This window comes from Streptomyces sp. 7-21 (assembly GCF_016741785.1).
GTDB lineage: Bacteria > Actinomycetota > Actinomycetes > Streptomycetales > Streptomycetaceae > Streptomyces.
In genome coordinates this window covers 323,383-341,356 of sequence record NZ_JAERRL010000002.1, presented here as the reverse complement: position 1 = coordinate 341,356, position 17,974 = coordinate 323,383, and the positions used below count along the sequence as shown (strand labels likewise).

Sequence of the window (17,974 nt, the reverse complement as noted above, 5' to 3'; positions counted from 1 at the left end):
CTATGGAAGCTGTGCTGCTGCTCATCGCCCTGACCGCCATCGTCGGCGCGGTCGTGCTGCCCGCGATCCGCCGGCGGCAGGAGCGCCGGGAGCTCGAGCGCGCGGCCGACGCCTCGGGGGCGCCGGGCCAGGCTCCGGCCTCGTCTCCGTTTCCGTGGGGCGGCGGCTCCGGCGAGGACGCCGCGCCGCAGACGGCGGGGCTGGTGCCCGTGGAGGACCTGGACGTGCGGCTGCCCGGCCCGGACCCGGAGCTGGTGGCGGCGCTGGAGGAGGCCCAGCGGGAGCAGGACTGGCGCCCGGCCGGCCAGCTGCTGGCCCTCACCGACGACTCGGAGCTGCGCTGGCAGCGGGTGCAGTCGCTGGCGGGCGCGGCGGCCATGGAGCTGGCCGAGTGGCGCCGCGCGGGCGGCGGCGCCGGGGGCGAGAGCCAGGCCGAGGCGGAGGCCGGGGCGACCCCGCCGCTGCTGCGCAAGCAGGGTCCGGCGCGGGACGCCGGCTGGCTGCGCCGCTGGCGCATGGAGGAGCCCGGCGACCCGGGCGGCGCGCAGGTGTACGCGCAGTTCCTGACCTGGCAGGCCATGGCGGATCCCTCGGCTGCCGAGTACCGGATCGTGCTGGAGGAGGCGCGCACGGTGTGCGGCGAGGCGTCCCGGCTGGCGCCCCGCGACCCGGTGCCGTTCATCACGGAGCTGTTCATCGCGCGGGGCCTGAGCTACAGCCGCGAGGAGTTCGAGCAGCTGTGGGCCAAGATCATCGAGCGTGACCCTGCGCACATGGGCGCGCACCTGGCGGCGCTGCCGTACTGGTCGGAGAAGTGGTTCGGCTCCCGCAAGGAGGCTGACGCCTTCGCCCAGCGCGCCGCGGGCACCGCCCCGGAGGGCAGCATGCTGCCCGCGCTGCCGCTGTTCGCCGCCTACGAGCACATGCCCGACGTGACGCTCTCCCCCGGCGTCTACCAGGGCGCCGTGGTGGCCGACGCGATCGAGGGAGCGCAGTTCGCGCTGGCGCACGCCCGCCCCGGTCATCCGGTGGAGCCGCACGTGCGCCACCTGCTGCTGCACTTCCTCGTGCTCGCCGAGCGGTACGCGGAGGCGGCGGAACAGGTGCGCGCCGTGGATGGTTATGTGGGGGCGATCCCCTGGGTCGACAGCGAGGACCCCGCCCGCCAGTACGCGGCCTACCGGGCCCTCGCCATTGCCCGCCAGTGACCCGCGAAGGAGGCCACGACATGCTGTACACGTTCCGGAACCGCCTGCCCACCCAGCAGGAGGCGCTGCCCGGCCGCGAGGAGCGCCCCTTCCGGGTCGCCGACCGGCACACCGTGCTGGGGAACCCGCTGGAGGGCCCGTACCCGGAGCACCTGGAGGTCGCCGACTTCGCGCTGGGCTGCTTCTGGGGCGCGGAGCGCCGGTTCTGGCAGACCCCCGGCGTGTGGACGACGCTGGTGGGCTACCAGGGCGGTATCACGCCGCACCCGCTGTACGAGGAGGTGTGTTCCGGCATGACGGGGCACGCCGAGACGGTGCGCGTGGTGTTCGACCCCAAGCAGGTCAGCTACGAGACGCTGCTGAAGGTCTTCTGGGAGGCGCATGACCCGACCCAGGGCTTCCGCCAGGGCAACGACGTCGGCACGCAGTACCGCTCGGCGGTCTTCACTCACTCCCCCGCCCAGCAGTCCGCGGCCGAGGCGTCGCGCGACGCCTACCAGCGGGTGCTCACCGAGTCGGGGTACGGCCCGATCACCACGGAGATCCTGCCGGCCGACGGCCGCCCGTTCTACCTGGCGGAGGACTACCACCAGCAGTACCTCGACAAGAACCCCGCCGGCTACTGCGGACTCGGCGGCACGGGAATCAAGCTAAGTGACCAGTCGGGGGGCGGCTCCTGCCCGACCGGTATCGCTCCGGCTGAAGACTGAGGCTCCGTCGTCCTGGCCGCTCCCCTCGTGCCAGGGCGCTAGGTACCGTCGATCTGGTGGTTTGCCGCAGCGCCGTCGCCTGTTTGGGCGGTGGTGCTGCGGCTGCGTCGTGGTGAGGGGAGATGAGTCCAGCATGCCGTCTGCCGGGGCAAGGGGATCCGTAGGGCTCACGTCCGAGAGGGCTGCGGGGGTGATGGTGGCGGCGTGCCGGGCGGTCGGACTGAATGGTGACGAAGCACATCTGATCCGGCTCGGAGAGAACGCGCTGTATCGACTGGACACACCCGGTGTGATCGTTCGCATCGCTCGATCCGCGGACTACCTCCCGGCGGTGCGCAGGGAGGTCCTTGTCTCGCGCTGGCTGGAGAGGGTGGGTTTTCCGGCCGCTCGGGTGCTGGATGACGTGGAACAACCGCTGGTGGTGGACGGCCACCCGGTAACGTTCTGGTACCGGATCAACGAAGGCGATCGCGACGCGACGTACGGGGAGCTGAGCGCGGTGCTGCGGGACCTGCACGCGCTGGCGGTGCCCGATGAGCTAGGGCTGGAGCGGCTGCCTGTGTTCGGGCGGACGGCCGTCCGGATAGAGCGGGCGATCGGAGTGCCGGAGGATGATTTGGCGTTCCTTCGACAGCGTGGGCGGGAACTTGAAGGTTTACTCAGTGAACTGCGCTTCGAGTCGCCCGTCGGCCCCCTCCACGGGGACGCGCACACCGGTAACCTCATAGTCGACCGTGCGGGGCGCGTCGCCAGTCCGAGCAAGCGGCCGGTCTCGGCGGTGGTGTGGATGCGGTGAACTGCCAGAGGCTCGTGCAGTTTCCACTCCTTGTGGCCGATGTGAAATGTGCCCTCGGGGGAACGCGTGACCGTGCGGTCGACGGTGGCAAGCGCGGTGGGTGCGCTACGGACAAAGCTGCCTTTGCCGTGGCTGACCTCGATGAGTCCTTCAGCCCGGAGAGCAGAGATGGCGTTGCGTACGGTCGGCCGAGAGACCTGGTACCGCGCGATGAGCTGAGCCTCCGAGGGGAGAAGGCTGCCGGGCTCGTACTCGCCACTGGCGATGGAGCGGCGGATGGCGGCGGCGACTTGGCGGTAAAGCGCTCCGGGGCGCTGGATCTCTGGCCGTCGCCAGCGCGGCCGTGGCCGCGTACTGGGCTACGGGACGCAGCGGCGGTGACGCCCGCGGTCGGGCGCAACGTCATGGCGGCCTGCGGCGCCTCGCTGGCGGGGGGCCGCCTGCGACCTGCAAAGCGGGCGGTACAACATCCTGACCGGAATAGTTATCGACGCCACGCCGCAGCTGAGCGGCCAGGGTTTCCTGAGCGGTTTCCTCAGTGACACGGACCGGCTCCGGCTGAGCGGGCGATCCTGCGCGTACCGGCCAGTAAGGAGCCCGCGGATGCGGCATCCCCGAAGGCGGGATGTACGCGTCACCGGACTGCGGGCCGCATGGCGCACGTGGCTGGTCCGCGGTGGGCAGGCTGCCGGGCAGCCGCTCCTTCCGGTGAGGTCCCCCGTAGCTCGCTGGCCGGTGCGCCCCCCTCGAACGCGGGGTGCTCTGAGACCGGGGGGCAGCCTCAGAGCACCCGTCCGCCCCATAGCGGCCACAGGGCCTGCCGCCACGGGCTTATCCCCCGTGCGTCCAAGACTGGCCGGACGATGTTGGGGAAACGTTGTGGCGGCGTTGCGGCGGCGGGGGCACGGGGCGGCGCGCCGTCGCGGCCGGCCCTGCCCGCGCCGGGGCGGGACGTCAGCCGGCCTGCCCGCCGCTCTCCACCCAGGTGCGCAGGCCGCTGGGCAGCGCGGACACCGTCTCCTCGTACAGCGCGAGGTCCTCGGCGGTAACCGTGCCGCGCCACTGGCCGCTGGTGCCCCGGTGGAAGAACCACTGCTCGCCGTCCTCGGCGGGCACCGGCGGCACCAGGCGGGCGCTGTCGGCGCGCATCGTCTCGAAGCGGCAGGCGTTGACCAGCTCCGGCCAGGTCTCCTCGGGGATGGTGATGCCCAGGTGGCCGGCGACCCGGCGCATCTGGCCCTCGAGGTCGTCGAGCATGTCCTGGTAGTGGACCATCAGCACCCGGGGGTCGTTCCGCCGCTGCCACCACGTGGCCAGCGGGCCGGTGAACATGTCGCGGATGACGAAGTCGCCGGCGATGGTGCCGCCGCTGAACACCAGCCGCCAGAACTCCCGCGGGTCCCCGGGGATACCGGGGAACGCCTCACGGCTGTGCCACATCTGGTTGTGGAACGACAGCACGGCGTCCCGCAGGTCGCGGGCGACGAACACGTACCGGACGGTCTCCGGCAGCTCGGGCAGGCCGTCGGCCGGCAGGTGGGTCTTCACGAACCGGCGGTGCCGCTGCGCCTCGAGCCGGGCGAGCAGGGCGTCCAGGTCGGCGTCGCGCAGCAGATAGTCGAACCAGGGCGAAAGGCTGTCGAGATCGTCCGGCAGCCGGGACGACCCGAAGACCAGGCAGGAGACGATCCGCTGCATCCAGGTCGTGCCGCACTTGGGCGGCGTGGCGATCAGGATGTCGTCGGGGCGGGCGCGGTAGGAGTCCCAGCGCGCGCTGTCGAAGATGGGGTTCTGGTATAAGCGGCGCGTCGGCGTGGTCATCACGGCTCCTTCGTCTCGGTACCGGCACGGGCTCTGCCCCTGGCAGGGGCGGGCGTGCCACTCGGGACACGCGCCGCTCCGTTCCGTGCCCACGCGAGCGCGCTACCACACCTTTGCTGCGGCAGTATGACGCCATATCAACGGTGGCAGCGGAGGAAGCGGAGGCATCGCGCAGGAATGGCGACCGCACGTCCGCATGGCGTTCACACCGCCCCACGCCACTCGTACGACAATCAGATGAAGATCGCATACGGTGCTGACCGGTGAGAGAGGCTAAGGAGGCGGAGCCCGTGATCGTCGCGTTCTCCGTCACGCCCATCGGGGCGGGACGGCATGTGGGCAGGCAGGTGGCCGACGCGGTCCGGGTGGTGCGCGACAGCGGGCTGCCCCACCGCACCGACTCGATGTTCACCACCATCGAGGGCGAGTGGGACGAGGTGATGGACGTCGTCAGGCGGGCCGCCGAGGCGGCGGGCGCGGGCACCGGCCGGGTCAGCCTGGTGCTCAAGGCCGACATCAACGAGGGCGTCACCAACGGCATGACCACCAAGGTCGAGACCATCGAGCGGCTCCTCGCCGAGGACGCTCCCGACAACGGCTCCTGACAGCGGCTGTTGACGGCAGACCGGTTCCCGGGGCCTCACTGTCCCGCCGGCCGCTGACGCGAACCCGCCTCGGCGTGCACGCGGGCGAGTTCCCGGTAGTGGGCGGCGCCCGCCTGGATACGCGCCGTTTCCTCGGCAGTGACCGGGCGGCGCACCGTGCCGGGGACACCGGCCACGAGCGAGCCGGGCGGCACCTCGGTGCCCTCGCGCAGCACTGCGCCCGCCGCGATCAGCGACCCCCGGCCGACGCGGCAGCCGTTGAGCAGCACCGCGCCCATGCCGACGAGCGCGTCGTCCTCGACGTGGCAGCCGTGCAGCACGGCGCGGTGGCCGACCGAGACCCGGGCGCCGAGGACGACGGGGAAGCCGGGATCGGTGTGCACGACGCACCCGTCCTGCACGTTGCTGTCCTCGCCGAGGGTGACCGGCTCCGCTTCGGCGCGCACCACGGAGCCGTACCAGACGCTCGCGCCGGGCGCCAGGCGCACCGCACCGGCGAGGGTGACGCCGGGTGCGGCCCAGGCGTCGCCGTCCAGGCGGGGGCGCTGGCCGCCGAGCGCGAGCAGCAGCGGGGCGGGCATGGTCATCGGGCTTCCCTTTCCGGTCGTCGTTCCAGGCGCGTCGGCGACGGGCACGTCGTGAGGGGCGTCGCTCATCCGGGGCATGTCAGCGTCCCTGCCAGCGGGGCGCGCGGTGGTCGAGGAAGGCGCGGACGCCCTCGCGGAAGTCAGCGCTGCCATAGCAGGCCCGCAGCAGGTCGTCGGTGTCGGTCGCGGCGGCGGCCGCGGTCAGGCGGCGGTCGGTTTCCTTCAGCGCGGCCAGCGTCAGCGGCGCGCAGCCGCGCAGCCGCTCGGTGAGCGCGGCCAGTTCGTCCTCCAGGCCGCCGGGACTGACCAGCCGGTACACGAACCCGGCGTCCCGGGCGGCCTCGGCGCTGAGCAGCTCACCGGTCAGCAGCAGCGCCATGGCGCGGGCGCCGCCGAGGCGGTCCTTGAGCCGGGCGATGACAGACGCGGGCAGGCAGTTGCCGAGGGTGCGCGCGATCGGCACGCCGAACCGGGCGGCGGGCGTGGCCAGCAGCAGGTCGCAGGCGGCGGCCAGCGCCAGCCCGCCGCCGACGGCCGGCCCCTCCACGACGCCGACGAGCGGCGCGCGCAGCGCCAGCACACGGTTGAGCACGCGGCTCATCCGCCGCTCGCAGGCCAGCCCTTCCTCGCCGTCCGCCTTCCCGTCGGCGAAGGCGGCGAAGTGGCGGATGTCGGTGCCCGCGGCGAACGCGCCCCCGGCGGCCGGGTCGCCGCGCAGCACGACGACGCGGGCGCCGCGGGCGTCGGCCTCCTCGCAGGCGGCGTAGAGCTGCTCGTACATCTCCCAGGTCAGGGCGTTGCGGTGGTCAGGGTGGGAGATCGTCAGGCGGGTGATCTCGCTTTGCTCGCCGGTGTGCTCGACGCGGATGGCGGCCATCAGCTGGGCTCCTTTCCGGAGACTCGTGTCCCGGGGACTCGTTCCCCGGGGACTCACCGCGGCCGGCCACGGTGTCCTCCCGGCAGGCGGCCTGCCGGGCGCGCAGGGCGGGTGACCAGCGGCCGCGGGGTGCCGCCAGCGGGGCGGGCCCCGGGGTGACGGGGGCCGGCACCGGCCCCCGTCCAGGGCCCGGCACCGGACGCCCCGTCGCGTCGTCCGGGCGCCCGGAAGCGCCGCTTACGCGAACGTCGAGGCGTCGATGACGAAGCGGTAGCGCACGTCTCCCGCCACGACGCGCTCGTACGCCTCGTTGATCTTCTCGGCCGGTATCGTCTCGATCTCGGCGCCGAGGTTGTGCTCGGCGCAGAAGTCGAGCATCTGCTGCGTCTCGGCGATGCCGCCGATCATCGTCCCGGCCAGGGACCTGCGCCGGCCGAGCAGGGCGAACAGCGGCACGGTCGCCGGCCGCTCCGGCGCGCCGACCTGCACCATCGTGCCGTCCAGGGCGAGCGTGTTCAGGTAGGCGCCCATGTCCAGGTCGGCGGACACGGTGTTGAGGATGAGGTCGAACGAGCCCGCGAGCCGCTCCAGCGTGCCGGGCTCGCTGGTGGCGTGGAAGTGGTCGGCGCCCAGCCGCCGCGCGTCCTCCTCCTTGCGGCGGGTCTGGCTAAGCACCGTGACCTCGGCGCCCATGGCGTGCGCCAGCTTCACGCCCATGTGGCCCAGACCCCCCATGCCGACGACGGCCACCCGCTTGCCGGGGCCCGCCTGCCAGTGCGCCAGCGGCGAGTACAGCGTGATGCCCGCGCACAGCAGCGGCGCGGCAGCGTCCAGAGCGATGCCCTCAGGGATGGACACCACGAAGTTCTCGTCCACGACGATGCGCGTGCTGTACCCGCCGTAGGTCGGATTGCCGTCGGCGTCGCGCCCGTTGTACGTCGGGACGTTGCCGCGCTCGCAGTACTGCTCCTGCCCGGCGCGGCAGGGCCCGCAGGTGCGGCAGGAGTCGACCATGCAGCCGACACCCACCCGGTCGCCCACCGCGTGCCGTGTGACCCCGGGTCCCACCTCGGCCACCACGCCCGCGATCTCGTGGCCGGGCACCATCGGGAAGATGCCGCCTCCCCACTCGCCCCGGGCCTGGTGGATGTCGGAGTGGCAGATGCCCGCGTAGGCGATGTCGATCAGCACGTCATGCTCGCCGAGCGCCCGGCGCGGGATGGTGGTGGGCTCCAGCGGCGCCTTGGCGGCGGGGGCGGCATAAGCGGGAACGGTCATCGAGTCGGTCATGACTCCTTATGCTGCGCCGGCGCCGGGACGATGCCCAGCCCTGGGGCGTTGGTATGCATCCGGTGCCTGCCAACGCCGTTAGCAGGCACGCGGCCCATACTGGCGGCATGGGTATCGACCGGCGGACGGAGTTGCGGCAGTTCCTGCGGTCCCGGCGGGCGCGGGTGCGCCCGGAGGATGTCGGCCTGCCCCGTCACGGGCGGCGGCGCGTGCCGGGCCTGCGCCGCGAGGAGCTGGCCCAGCTGGCCGGCGTCAGCGTTGGCTACTACACGCGGCTCGAACAGGGCTACAGCCACAACGTCTCACCGGGGATCCTCGACGCCCTGGCGGCGGCGCTGCGGCTGAGCGACGCCGAACGGGAGCACCTCACCCGGCTCGTCGGCCCGGTGCCCTCGCCGCGGCTGCGGGCGCGTGGCGGCGGCAGGCCGGTGCGGCCCGGACTGCGGCTGCTGCTGGAGCGGTTCGACCAGGTGCCCGCCTACGTGCTGGGCCCGGCCCTGGACGTGCTGGCGTGGAACGGGCTGGCCCGGGCCCTGCTGGCCGACTTCCCGTCCCTGCCGCCGGCCGAACGGAACACCGCCTGGCTGGCGTTCCTCGACGCGGACCACCGCTCCCTGTACGAGGAATGGCCCGCGAAGGCCGCGTACGTGGTCGCGGCGCTGCGGCAGGAGACCGCCCGCTACCCCTGCGATGCGCGGCTGTGCGAACTCGTGGACGAACTGCGGTCGCGGTCCGCGGAGTTCCGCGAGCTGTGGGAGCGGCACGACATCCGGGAGCAGTACCACGGCGCCATGACGCTGCAACACCCGGTGGCGGGACGGCTCACGTTGCGCTACGAGACGCTGACGCTGCCGGACGACCCGGGGCAGTCGCTGGTCATGATGCACGCCGACCCCGGCTCGCCTTCCGAGGACGGGCTGCGGCTGCTCGCCTCCTGGAGCGCGGAGCGCACCGCCGGCGCCGGCGCCAGTGCCGGCTCCGGAACCCGCGCGGCCGGAACGGGCGCCGGGTGCGGTCATCCGCATGCCTGACTACTTCGCGGGCGACCCGCGGACCCACCGGGAACGGATGCTCGCCGGTGACCTGCGCCATCGTGCTGCCCGGCGTCACCATCGGCGAGAACAGCGGGACCGGCGCGGGGGCCGTCGTCACCAAGGACGTGCCGCCGGACGTGGTGGCCGTCGGCAACCCGGCCCGGGTCGTCAGGAAGCTGTGAGCTGACGGCGGGCGCGGCTACGCGGTCCGGTAGGCGGCGATGATGGTCTGGGTCGTGACCGTGCCGTCCTCGGTGGTCATCTCGGCGCGCAGCGACACGCTGCCGCCCGCCTCCGGGTTCCGCACGGTCACCGCGCCGTCCCGCACCGGGACCTCGCGCCACGTCTCGCCGCCGTCGAAGGACACCTCGACGGTGAGGGAGGCCAGGTCCGGGGAGGCCGGCCCCTCGACGGACACCGGGATCTCGGTGCGTTCCCCGGCCGGTGCGGTGCTGTCCGGGCCCAGCCGCGGGGTGAAGCGGGCCAGGGTGAACGGGACGGGCTCCCGCTCGCCGTCCTCGGGCCGGGCGGAGGTGAAGTGGATGTCGAGGGAGATCTCGCGGGAGACGGGCGCGGAGCCCGCCTGCCGGACCGTGGTGCTCAGCTCGTAGGCCGTCTCCTCCTCGGGGAGGCCGCCGAAGGAGGCGCCGGCCTGGAGCGGCTGGCGTACGGTCGCCAGCGTCTCGCCGTCGCTGGTCAGCCGGGTCGCACCGCCGGTGCGGAGGGGGCCGCCGTGGTGGCGCTGGCCGTCGGCGAGCAGGTCCAGGACACCGGTCAGCTCGTCGCCCTCGCGGTAGAGGGCGTAGCCGCTGGCCGGCGCCGCAGGGCCGAACACACCGGTGTTGACGGTCCGTTCGTACGTGCGGCCGGCCTCGTAGCCGTCAGCGGCACCGTCGAAGGCCGCCTCGTCGCCGCCGTGCGGCCCGGTGACGTACAGGCCGTACGACCAGCGGCCGCCGGTCACGTGCACGGTACCGGTGGCGGGCAGCTCGCGGGCGGGGCCGAGGGCGGGGTGGCCGCCGGCCGCGACGAAGCTCAGCCGGCCCGTGGCGCCGGGCTTGGGGCTGCCCTGCTCGAGAGTGATCTCCGCGAACTCGCCGGGGCGTGCCCGGTGGTGGAAGCCGGTCGGCAGCGCGCCCTCGTGCGGGTAGGAGGCGTGGTACAGGGCGGGCCGCTCGCCGCCGGTGCGCCAGCTGGCGCCGACGGCGGTGCGGAACCGGTCCGCGGGCAGGTCGCCGCCGGTGTGCTGGGTGCGCACGGGGGTGTCGCCGGGGCGCTGCGTGAGCCAGCCGAAGCGGTAGGCGCCGCCGCCGGCCTCCTGGGTGACGCTGAGGGTGGTGGGCGTGGCGTCCTGGGGTGAGGCGAGCGTCAGCTCGGTCTCCTCCGCCTCGCGGACATCGAAGGACAGGGCGGTGTTCTCGGTGAGGTCCAGGCCCCGGGTGGACAGCACGGTCGCGCCCTCGCCGCCGGGCGCCTGGGCGAACACCACGGCCTGGCCGGGCGGCATCCGCACGGTGGCGGCGCCGTCGTCCCCGGGGCTGAGCGGGAAGACCTCGCCGGTGGCGAAGTGGTAGGCCGTGGCGGACCAGCCGGTGGCCGGGCGGCCGTCGGCGCCGGTGATCTCGACGGTCAGGTCGTGGCGCTCGGGCTCGCGCGTCAGGGCGCCGGTGGTCCGCACGGTCTGGCCGTTGTCGGCGACGGCGGTGACGTGGAGGCTGTAGGCGCCGGACCGGCTGCCGCGGGAGGCGTCGGCCGTGACCGTCACGCTGGCGGTCTCCCCGGCCGGGACGGTCAGCGTCTCGGCGCTGAGGGAGAACACGCCGCGCTGCTCGGGCTCGCCCGCCGGGTCGTGGCCCTCGGCCCGCAGCTCGAGCGTGACGTCCTCGGTGCCGAGGTTGCGGTAGGTCAGTTCGCGCGTGACGGGCTCGTCGTCGCGGTGGGGCCAGGCGGCGGTGCCGAAGGTGAGGGACGGTGTCTCGGCGAGGACGGTCTGGCCGATGGCCTCGCCGACGCCGACGCGGCCGGCGCCCTGCTGGAAGGCTGAGTCCTCGCCGACGAGGCTGGTGGCGGAGGAGACCAGCGCCTGCTTGATGCGCTCGCCGTCCCAGCCGGGGTGCTCCTGAGCGACCAGGGCGGCGGCACCGGCCACGTGCGGGGTGGCCGTCGAGGTGCCGGACAGCGCCACGTAGCCGTCGTCGACCGGCTCGCCCCGTTCGGCGAGGGTGCTGCCGGTGGCAGCGGCGGCGGTGATGTCCACGCCGGGGGCGGTCAGGTCGGGCTTGACCGCGCCGTCGGCGGCGCGGGGGCCGCTCGCGGAAAATTCCGCGGGCTCGTCGATGTCGGTGACGGCGCCGACGGTCAGCGCGGCGTCGGCGCCGCCGGGCGAGCCGAGCGTGCCGGGGCCGGGGCCGCCATTGCCGGCGCTGGTGACGAACAGGGTGTCGCTGGCGGCGGACAGGCGGTCGATGGCGCGCTCGACGGCGTCGCTGGGCGGGCTGCCGCCGGGGAGGTGCCAGGGGCTGAGACTGGCCGCGGCGTCGCCGCCGCTGAGGCTCATGTTGACGACCTGGGCGTCCTCGGCGACGGCCCACTCCATGCCCTGGATGACCGCCGAGTCCAGGCCGTAGCCGTCGTCGCCGAGCACCTTGCCGTTGAGCAGGGTCGCGCCGGGGGCCACGCCGGCGTAGGCGCCGTCGGACATCTCGCCGGTGCCGGCGGCGACGGACGCGACGTGGGTGCCGTGGCCGTTGCGGTCGTGGCTGCCGGGCGAGCTGGTGAAGTTCCGCTCGGCGGCGACCTTGCCGCCCGCCAGGTCGGGGTGGCCGGTGTCGATGCCGGTGTCGAGGACGGCGATGGTCACCCCGGCGCCGTCGTGGCGCGGGTCCCAGGAGGGCGGGATGCCGCTCGCCGGCACGGCGTGCGGCACGGTGTGCGGTGCGGCGGCGGGCAGGCCGCTGGCGTGCTTGATGCCGTCCAGCAGGACGGAGGAGACGCCGGGCGCCAGCGACCGCCCGCCGGCGTCCGTCTCGGTCGTCAGCGCCTCCCAGACAGCGGGGGCCGAGGAGCTGTCCACGGTCAGCGCCTCGGCGTTGATGCTCTCCAGCCGGGCCCGCACCGGCACGTCCCCGGGCAGGACGCTGTCCGGCCCGGACTCCCCGGCGTCTTCAGCGGCGTGTTCGCCGGTCTCGTCACGCGCGCCGGCGCCGTCATAGCTGACGATCACGGGCAGCGCGCCGTGGCCCGCCAGCCGGTCGTACTCGGCCCGGCCCAGCTCGGTGACGTCGAACAGGCGCGGGTCGAGGTCGCCGCGCTCGATGAGGCCCAGGGCGTCCTGCGGCACGACGTACACCCGGTCGTCTACGGTGTGGATCTGCGCCGGAATGTCTTCGCGCCCCGGGGCGGGGAGCAGCCCGGCGACGCGGCCATCGCCGTCGAGCAGGACCTGGTCGCCGGTGAGCAGCATGACACGCTGCGGGCCGCTGTGGACCGCCGCCACCGGCTCGGCGGGCTCGGTGGCCCCCGTGGGCGAGGTGACGGCGGCCCCGGCGACGACCGCGATGATCGTGCTCACGACGATCGCCGCGCCGGCGAGCGTCGTGCGCCGTGGCGCCGGAATTGCGGATGCGGTGCGCACCGGTCTCCGTTTACGTGGTCGCGGAGTCAGGACAGCGCGCTGCCCGCCACCCAGTCACTCCAGTTCATGTTCCAGCCGTTGAGGCCATTGTCGGGCTGCATCACCTCGTCCGGGGAGTTGACGACGATGATGACGTCGCCGAGCAGCGAGTTCTCGTAGAACCAGGCGCCGTCGGTGTCCGGGTCGTCCGCGCCCTGGACGTCGGCCAGACCTATGCAGCCGTGGCTGGTGTTGGCGTTGCCGAAGACGTCGCCGCCCCAGTAGTTGCCGTGGACGAACGTGCCCGAGGTGGACAGCCGCATCGCGTGCGGCACGTCCGGTATGTCGTACTCGCCCTCGCCGTCGTCGTCCGTGAAGCCGACGGTGGCCCCGTTCATCCGGGTTTCCTTGTGCTTCTCGGAGATCACCATCTGGCCGTTGTACGTCGGCGTCTCCGGGCTGCCAGCGGTGATCGGCAGGGTCCGCAGCGTCTCGCCGTCGCGCACGACCTCCATCTGGTGCGTCTCGACGTCCACCGTGCTGATCTGCGAGCGGCCCACCGTGAAGCTGAACGAGCGGTCCTGCACGCCGTAGACGCCGGGGGAGCCCTCCAGGCCGTCCCAGTTCAGCTCGACGCTGACCTCCGTGTTGGCCTCCCAGTACTGCTGGGGACGGAAGTCCAGGCGGGTGTCGCTGAACCAGTGGCCGACGACCTCCTGGCCGCTGCTCGCGGTGATCTCCACCGCCTCCTCGACCTCGGCCCGGTTGGTGATCGGCTTGTCGAAGTTCAGGGAGATCGGCATGCCGACCCCGACCGTGGAGCCGTCCTCGGGCGTGAAGTAACCGATGAAGCTGTCCTCGGGCGAGACCGTCGTGAAGGTCACGCTCTCGTGAGCCGCGCGGCCCTCGCTGTCACTGGCCTGGACGGTGAGCTGGTAGCGGGTCGCGCGCTCCAGCTGGACGTCGGGCGTCCAGCTGGTCTCGTCCTCGGAGAAGGTACCGGAGACCTCGGTGCCCGACTCGGTGGCCGTCATGGTCACCTCGTCCAGCGTGCCGTTCTCGACGCTGACCTGGACGTCGCTGTTGATCCCGACGTTCTCCGCGGCGTCCTCGGGCGTGATGCTGATCTCCGCCGCCGAGGTGTCGGCGTTCGCCGCCGCGTCGTCGGCTTCCTCCTGGGAGGCGCCGGGGTTGGCTCCGTCGTCGTTGTCGTCACCGCCGGAACAGGCGGTCAGCGTCAGTACCCCACTCAGCAGCGCCGCCACTACCGTCAGGCCCCTGCTCCCGCGCCGCAATGCTGTCATCAGTTCTCGCTTCTCCATCCACTGCCGTGTCCCCCGCGAAGACACACGGGGAGAACGTCGCACGCCAATGGCTGGTTCCACTCTAGGTGAAACTCAGGGCTAGATCACACGTTCGGAGCAGCAGGCGACCTGGGGGAGTTAAAGGGCAATCAGTGCCGCATAAGCCCATATCATGCGCCTCGCCAGTCTTCGCCACCGTAGCCGTTTTTGCCTCCCCCGCCCTCTTCATTCCTTTTGCCCCCTTCATCCGGTTCGCTGGCGTCGCCGAAGTCCACCTCGAAGTCGTCGCTGTCGTCGTCCATCTCCCAGGCGTCCTCGGGGTGGTACTCCGTGCGCTCACTGCTCCACGACGCCTGCGCCAGCTCCACGCCCGGCACGTCACCGACCAGGTCGACCGGGTCGATCAGGTACGCCACCGCCTCGGCCGTGTCCTGTGAGACCGCCCGGGCCGCCCGCGCCCGCTCCTCAGCGGGCGTCTGCTGGTCCTCCTCGATCCGGGCCCACGCGGCACGGATCACCTCGTCGGGATCGGCGACCTCCAGCACCATCTCGACGCGGACCCGCACATGGTGCCCGCCGGCCGGAGCGGCCTCTTCTCCCCAGTCGCTGATGTCGCTCATGATCGCGAGGGTAAATCCCTCCGCCGCCCCCTCTTCCACACGACCCGCTGCGGCCCTAGCATCGTCCACTAAGCCCCCGACCACCAGCAAGACCGGAGGCCCCGTGGACGCCCCGCACCCCCAGCAGCTCCAGTCCAGCCGCCGTCTCCTCGTCTCCGGCCTCGTCGCCGCCGCCGTCCTGGCGGCCGGGTGGCTGCTCCCCTCCGCTTACGCGGACGGCGACGCCGAGCCCGCCACCGGCATCGCACCGGTCGCCACGCAGGACGAGTAACCCCCGGCACCGCCCCGGACCGGCAGCGCCTCACGCCAGCGGGCCGGTCACCCCCTCCACCGCCGCCACCAGGCCGCCGTTCGCCACGAACTTCTGCGCCGCCGCCAGGTCCGGCGCGAGGAAACGGTCCTCCCCCGGCCCGCCGACCCCCGCCTCCCGCGCCGCCGCCACCGCGGCCCGCGACGCCGGGCCCGGCCGCGCCCCGCGCGCCGCGGCGTCCTCGCGCAGCGCCAGCGCCCGCGCCGCCGCACACAGCTCGATCGCGAGCACCCCCGTCAGCGCGTCCACCGCCCGCCGCAGCTTCCGCGCCGCCGACCAGCCCATCGAGACGTGGTCCTCCTGCATCGCCGAGGACGGGATGGAGTCCACCGAGGCCGGCGCCGCCAGCCGCTTCAGCTCGCTCACCAGCGCGGCCTGCGTGTACTGGGCGATCATCAGCCCCGAGTCCACGCCCGCGTCCGCCGCCAGGAACGGCGGCAGCCCGTGCGAGCGGTTCTTGTCCAGCAGCCGGTCCGTGCGCCGCTCGGCGATCGAGGCCAGGTCGGCGGCGGCGATGGCCAGGAAGTCCAGCACGTACGCCAGCGGCGCGCCGTGGAAGTTGCCATTGGACTCCACGCGCCCGCCCACCACCACCGGGTTGTCCACGGCGGCGGCCAGCTCCCGCTCCGCCACCGTCCGGGCGTGCGCCAGGGTGTCGCGGACCGCCCCGGCGACCTGCGGCGCGCAGCGCACCGAGTAGGCGTCCTGCACCCGCGGCGCGTCGTGCAGGTGCCGCCCGGTGAGGCCCGAGTCCGCCAGCACGCGCAGCATGTTGGCGGCGCTGTCGGCCTGCCCCGGGTGCGGGCGCAGCGCCTGGAGCTCCGGCGCCAGCACCCGTTCCGTGCCCAGCAGCGCCTCCAGGGTCATCGCGGCGGTGATGTCGGCGGCCGTGCACAGCCGCGCCAGGTCCACGCACGCCAGCACCAGCATGCCGAGCATGCCGTCGGTGCCGTTCAGCAGCGCCAGCCCCTCCTTCTCGCGCAGCCGCAGCGGGGCGATGCCGTGTGCGGCCAGCAGCTCCGCCGAGGGCCGCACCGCGCCGTCGGGCCCCTCGGCCTCCCCCTCGCCGAGCAGCGTGAGCGCGCAGTGGGACAGCGGCGCCAGATCGCCGGAGCAGCCCAGCGAGCCGTACTCAGGCACGACGGGCGTGATCTGCGCGTTCAGCACGGCGGCCACGGTCTCGGCGACCTCGGGCCGCACCCCGGTGTGGCCGGAGGCCAGCGTCCGCAGCCGCAGGAACATCAGCGCCCGCACCACCTCCCGCTCCACGCGCGGCCCGAGCCCGGCGGCGTGCGAGCGGACGATGTTGCGCTGGAGCGCCTCCCGCAGCACCGGGGGGATGTGACGCACCGCCAGGGCGCCGAAGCCGGTGCTGACGCCGTACACCGGCTCCGGACCGGCGGCCATCGCCGCCACGGCGCGCCGCGAGCGGGCCATCGCCGCCAGGGCGTCGCCGGTGAGCGCCACGCGGGCACCGCGGCGCGCGACCGCGACCACGTCCTCCGCCGTCGGCGCCGAGCTGCCAAGCTGCACAGTGCTGGTGACCATGCCAGGACGATAGGCCCCGCGCCGGGCGGCCGCCCTGGGAGGCGCGGCGAAAACCGGGTGCGGGCGCCCCGCGCCGGGCGGTGTCCTCGTGGTATGCCGATCGCGTTGCGCCAGCCCGGGGCCGACGGGCTGGGCGAGGCCCTGGCCGCACTGCGGCAGCGGCAGCACGACCAGGCACCCATGCAGCTCCACCCCAAAGACCTCGGCTGGTACTGGCGGCACGGCGCCGGGGCAACGGCCGAGGCGGTCCGGCTCTGGCGCCGCGACGGGCGCGTCGTCGCCGTCGGGCTGCTGGACGGCCCCGGCCTGCTGCGGCTGACGGTCGCGCCGGACGCCCGGCACGACGAGGAGCTGGCCGGGCACGTCGTGGCGGACGCCAGCAGCCCGGAGCGCGGCGTCCTCGGTGCCGGGCCGGCGTACGTCGAGGCGCCGGCGGGCACGGCGGTGGCGGACCGGCTGGAGCGGGAGGGCTGGCAGCGCCGACCAGGCGTTCACCCCGCTGCGCTGCCCCCCTGGCGGACCCGGTACCGGGCCCGGGCGTGCCCGTCGAGGTGATCGGGCCGGACCGCCGTGCAGCGGGCGGCGTTCCGCACGTCCACGTGCACCGACGACCGCTGGCGGGCGATGGCCGCCGGCCCCGCGTACGCCGACGCCCGCTGCCTGGTCGCGTACGACGGCCGCGGCCGGGACACGCGGGCGGTGGCGGCGTGACGGTGTGGTCGGCCGGGCCGGGCCGGCCCGGGCTGCTGGCACCGATGGGCGTGCACCCGGACCGCCGGGGCCGCGGCTACGGCAGGGCGGTCAGCCTGGCCGCCGCGGCCGCGCTGCGGGAGCTGGACTGCTCCAGCGCCCTGGTGTGCACGCCCAGCGCCAGCGTCGGCGCCGTCGCCGCCTGCGAGCCGGCCGGCTTCCAGCGCCTGCCGAAGGTCCGGGACCGGCGCCGGGACACCTGAGCCCGGCACCGCCCTCAGCGGATGACCTCGAAGACGTTCTTCTGCACGCCGTTGGGGTAGGACTCGGCCTCCAGCAGCCGCAGCCGCTGGGCGTCTTTGTCGGTGGTGCTGAACAGCCGCTTGCCCGCGCCCAGCAGCACCGGGAAGACCAGCAGGTGGTAGCGGTCGATGAGCCCGGCGTCGGAGAGGTTCCGGGTGAGCGTGGCGCTGCCGTGGATGGTGATCGGGCCGCCGTCGGTCTCCTTCAGCGCGGCCACGTCGTCCAGCGACCGCAGGATCGTGATGTCGCCCCAGTTGTCCACCAGCTCCTCCTCGCGGAGGGTCGTGGAGACGACGTACTTCGGCATGGCGTTGTAGCGCGGGAACTCCTCCGTCATGCCCGGCCAGACCTGGCTGAACGCCTCGTAGCTGACCCGGCCCAGCAGCATCGCGGCGGACTCCTCCTGCTCGCGCTCCTTCAGCGCGTACACCTCAGGCAGCGGCTCGACCGAGGTCTCGGTCCAGTTGGTGTTGCGGTAGCCGGGCTCGCCGCCCGGGGCCTCGACGACGCCGTCGAGCGAAACGAAGGCCGTGCTGATCAACGTGGGCATCAGCGGACTCCTCCAGGTGTCCTCGGGCTGCCTCTCAGCCGCGGTCACCTGCACAGACCAGCGCGGGCCGCGGAACTCATCGCCGCCCGCCAGCCCGGCTGCGGAGGA

Annotated in this window: 15 protein-coding genes and 3 pseudogenes; 8 read left to right on the top strand and 10 right to left on the bottom strand. The window is 73.8% G+C overall.

Annotation, left to right across the window (positions count from 1 at the left end; translation table 11 throughout):
• The first annotated feature begins 2 nt into the window (after positions 1-2).
• From JK356_RS03690 to JK356_RS21625, 3 genes are all read left to right on the top strand, one after another.
• Positions 3-1,208: a hypothetical protein gene (locus tag JK356_RS03690; RefSeq protein WP_201866015.1), complete on the top strand. Its 1,206-nt coding sequence runs from the start codon at positions 3-5 to the stop codon at positions 1,206-1,208.
• 20 nt (positions 1,209-1,228) lie between these two features.
• On the top strand, positions 1,229-1,918 hold the full coding sequence (msrA, locus tag JK356_RS03685) for a peptide-methionine (S)-S-oxide reductase MsrA (protein ID WP_201866014.1): 690 nt from the start codon (positions 1,229-1,231) through the stop codon (positions 1,916-1,918).
• Positions 1,919-2,111: 193 nt separating this feature from the next.
• Positions 2,112-2,714, top strand: a complete 603-nt coding sequence (locus JK356_RS21625) for an aminoglycoside phosphotransferase family protein (protein ID WP_236670730.1) — start codon at positions 2,112-2,114, stop codon at positions 2,712-2,714.
• A 100-nt stretch (positions 2,715-2,814) separates the two neighbouring features.
• Here the strand turns inward: JK356_RS21625 and JK356_RS22510 are convergent.
• Positions 2,815-3,034: pseudogene (locus JK356_RS22510) on the bottom strand (GntR family transcriptional regulator); the annotation flags it as partial.
• 634 nt (positions 3,035-3,668) lie between these two features.
• Positions 3,669-4,535, bottom strand: coding sequence for a sulfotransferase domain-containing protein (locus tag JK356_RS03675; RefSeq protein WP_201866013.1), 867 nt, complete (start codon positions 4,533-4,535; stop codon positions 3,669-3,671).
• A gap of 290 nt (positions 4,536-4,825) precedes the next feature.
• Between JK356_RS03675 and JK356_RS03670 the strand changes: the two genes are divergently transcribed.
• Positions 4,826-5,140 carry an MTH1187 family thiamine-binding protein gene (locus JK356_RS03670; protein WP_201866130.1) on the top strand — a complete coding sequence of 105 codons (315 nt, stop codon included), beginning with the start codon at positions 4,826-4,828 and terminating at the stop codon, positions 5,138-5,140.
• A gap of 35 nt (positions 5,141-5,175) precedes the next feature.
• Here JK356_RS03670 and JK356_RS03665 read toward each other — a convergent pair whose 3' ends face one another.
• From JK356_RS03665 to JK356_RS03655, 3 genes are all read right to left on the bottom strand, one after another.
• Positions 5,176-5,721, bottom strand: a complete 546-nt coding sequence (locus JK356_RS03665) for a gamma carbonic anhydrase family protein (RefSeq protein WP_374100602.1) — start codon at positions 5,719-5,721, stop codon at positions 5,176-5,178.
• Between the two features lie 85 nt (positions 5,722-5,806).
• Entirely contained in the window at positions 5,807-6,604 is a 798-nt protein-coding gene (locus tag JK356_RS03660; protein WP_201866012.1) for an enoyl-CoA hydratase, read from the bottom strand.
• Between the two features lie 237 nt (positions 6,605-6,841).
• Positions 6,842-7,894: an NAD(P)-dependent alcohol dehydrogenase gene (locus JK356_RS03655; RefSeq protein WP_307815381.1), complete on the bottom strand. Its 1,053-nt coding sequence runs from the start codon at positions 7,892-7,894 to the stop codon at positions 6,842-6,844.
• A 107-nt stretch (positions 7,895-8,001) separates the two neighbouring features.
• Between JK356_RS03655 and JK356_RS03650 the strand changes: the two genes are divergently transcribed.
• Positions 8,002-8,925, top strand: coding sequence for a helix-turn-helix domain-containing protein (locus JK356_RS03650; RefSeq protein WP_201866011.1), 924 nt, complete (start codon positions 8,002-8,004; stop codon positions 8,923-8,925).
• A 59-nt stretch (positions 8,926-8,984) separates the two neighbouring features.
• A pseudogene (locus JK356_RS03645) lies at positions 8,985-9,110 on the top strand (sugar O-acetyltransferase); the annotation flags it as partial.
• A 17-nt stretch (positions 9,111-9,127) separates the two neighbouring features.
• Here the strand turns inward: JK356_RS03645 and JK356_RS03640 are convergent.
• From JK356_RS03640 to JK356_RS03630, 3 genes are all read right to left on the bottom strand, one after another.
• Positions 9,128-12,562, bottom strand: coding sequence for a S8 family serine peptidase (locus JK356_RS03640; protein ID WP_201866010.1), 3,435 nt, complete (start codon positions 12,560-12,562; stop codon positions 9,128-9,130).
• Between the two features lie 26 nt (positions 12,563-12,588).
• Positions 12,589-13,863 (bottom strand): Ig-like domain-containing protein, encoded by a 1,275-nt coding sequence (locus JK356_RS03635; RefSeq protein WP_201866009.1) that lies wholly within the window; start codon positions 13,861-13,863, stop codon positions 12,589-12,591.
• 152 nt (positions 13,864-14,015) lie between these two features.
• The gene (locus tag JK356_RS03630) at positions 14,016-14,465 is read right to left on the bottom strand and encodes a hypothetical protein (RefSeq protein WP_236670652.1); all 450 of its coding nucleotides are present in this window, start codon (positions 14,463-14,465) and stop codon (positions 14,016-14,018) included.
• A gap of 103 nt (positions 14,466-14,568) precedes the next feature.
• Here JK356_RS03630 and JK356_RS03625 point away from each other — a divergent pair, with 103 nt between their 5' ends.
• Positions 14,569-14,736, top strand: coding sequence for a hypothetical protein (locus JK356_RS03625; RefSeq protein ID WP_201866008.1), 168 nt, complete (start codon positions 14,569-14,571; stop codon positions 14,734-14,736).
• Between the two features lie 30 nt (positions 14,737-14,766).
• Here the strand turns inward: JK356_RS03625 and hutH are convergent, their stop codons facing one another.
• Positions 14,767-16,323: a histidine ammonia-lyase gene (gene hutH / locus JK356_RS03620; protein WP_201866007.1), complete on the bottom strand. Its 1,557-nt coding sequence runs from the start codon at positions 16,321-16,323 to the stop codon at positions 14,767-14,769.
• A 93-nt stretch (positions 16,324-16,416) separates the two neighbouring features.
• Here hutH and JK356_RS22505 point away from each other — a divergent pair.
• Positions 16,417-17,276: pseudogene (locus tag JK356_RS22505) on the top strand (GNAT family N-acetyltransferase).
• A 14-nt stretch (positions 17,277-17,290) separates the two neighbouring features.
• Here the strand turns inward: JK356_RS22505 and JK356_RS03610 are convergent.
• Positions 17,291-17,866: a dihydrofolate reductase family protein gene (locus JK356_RS03610; protein WP_201866006.1), complete on the bottom strand. Its 576-nt coding sequence runs from the start codon at positions 17,864-17,866 to the stop codon at positions 17,291-17,293.
• Between the last annotated feature and the right edge of the window lie 108 nt (positions 17,867-17,974).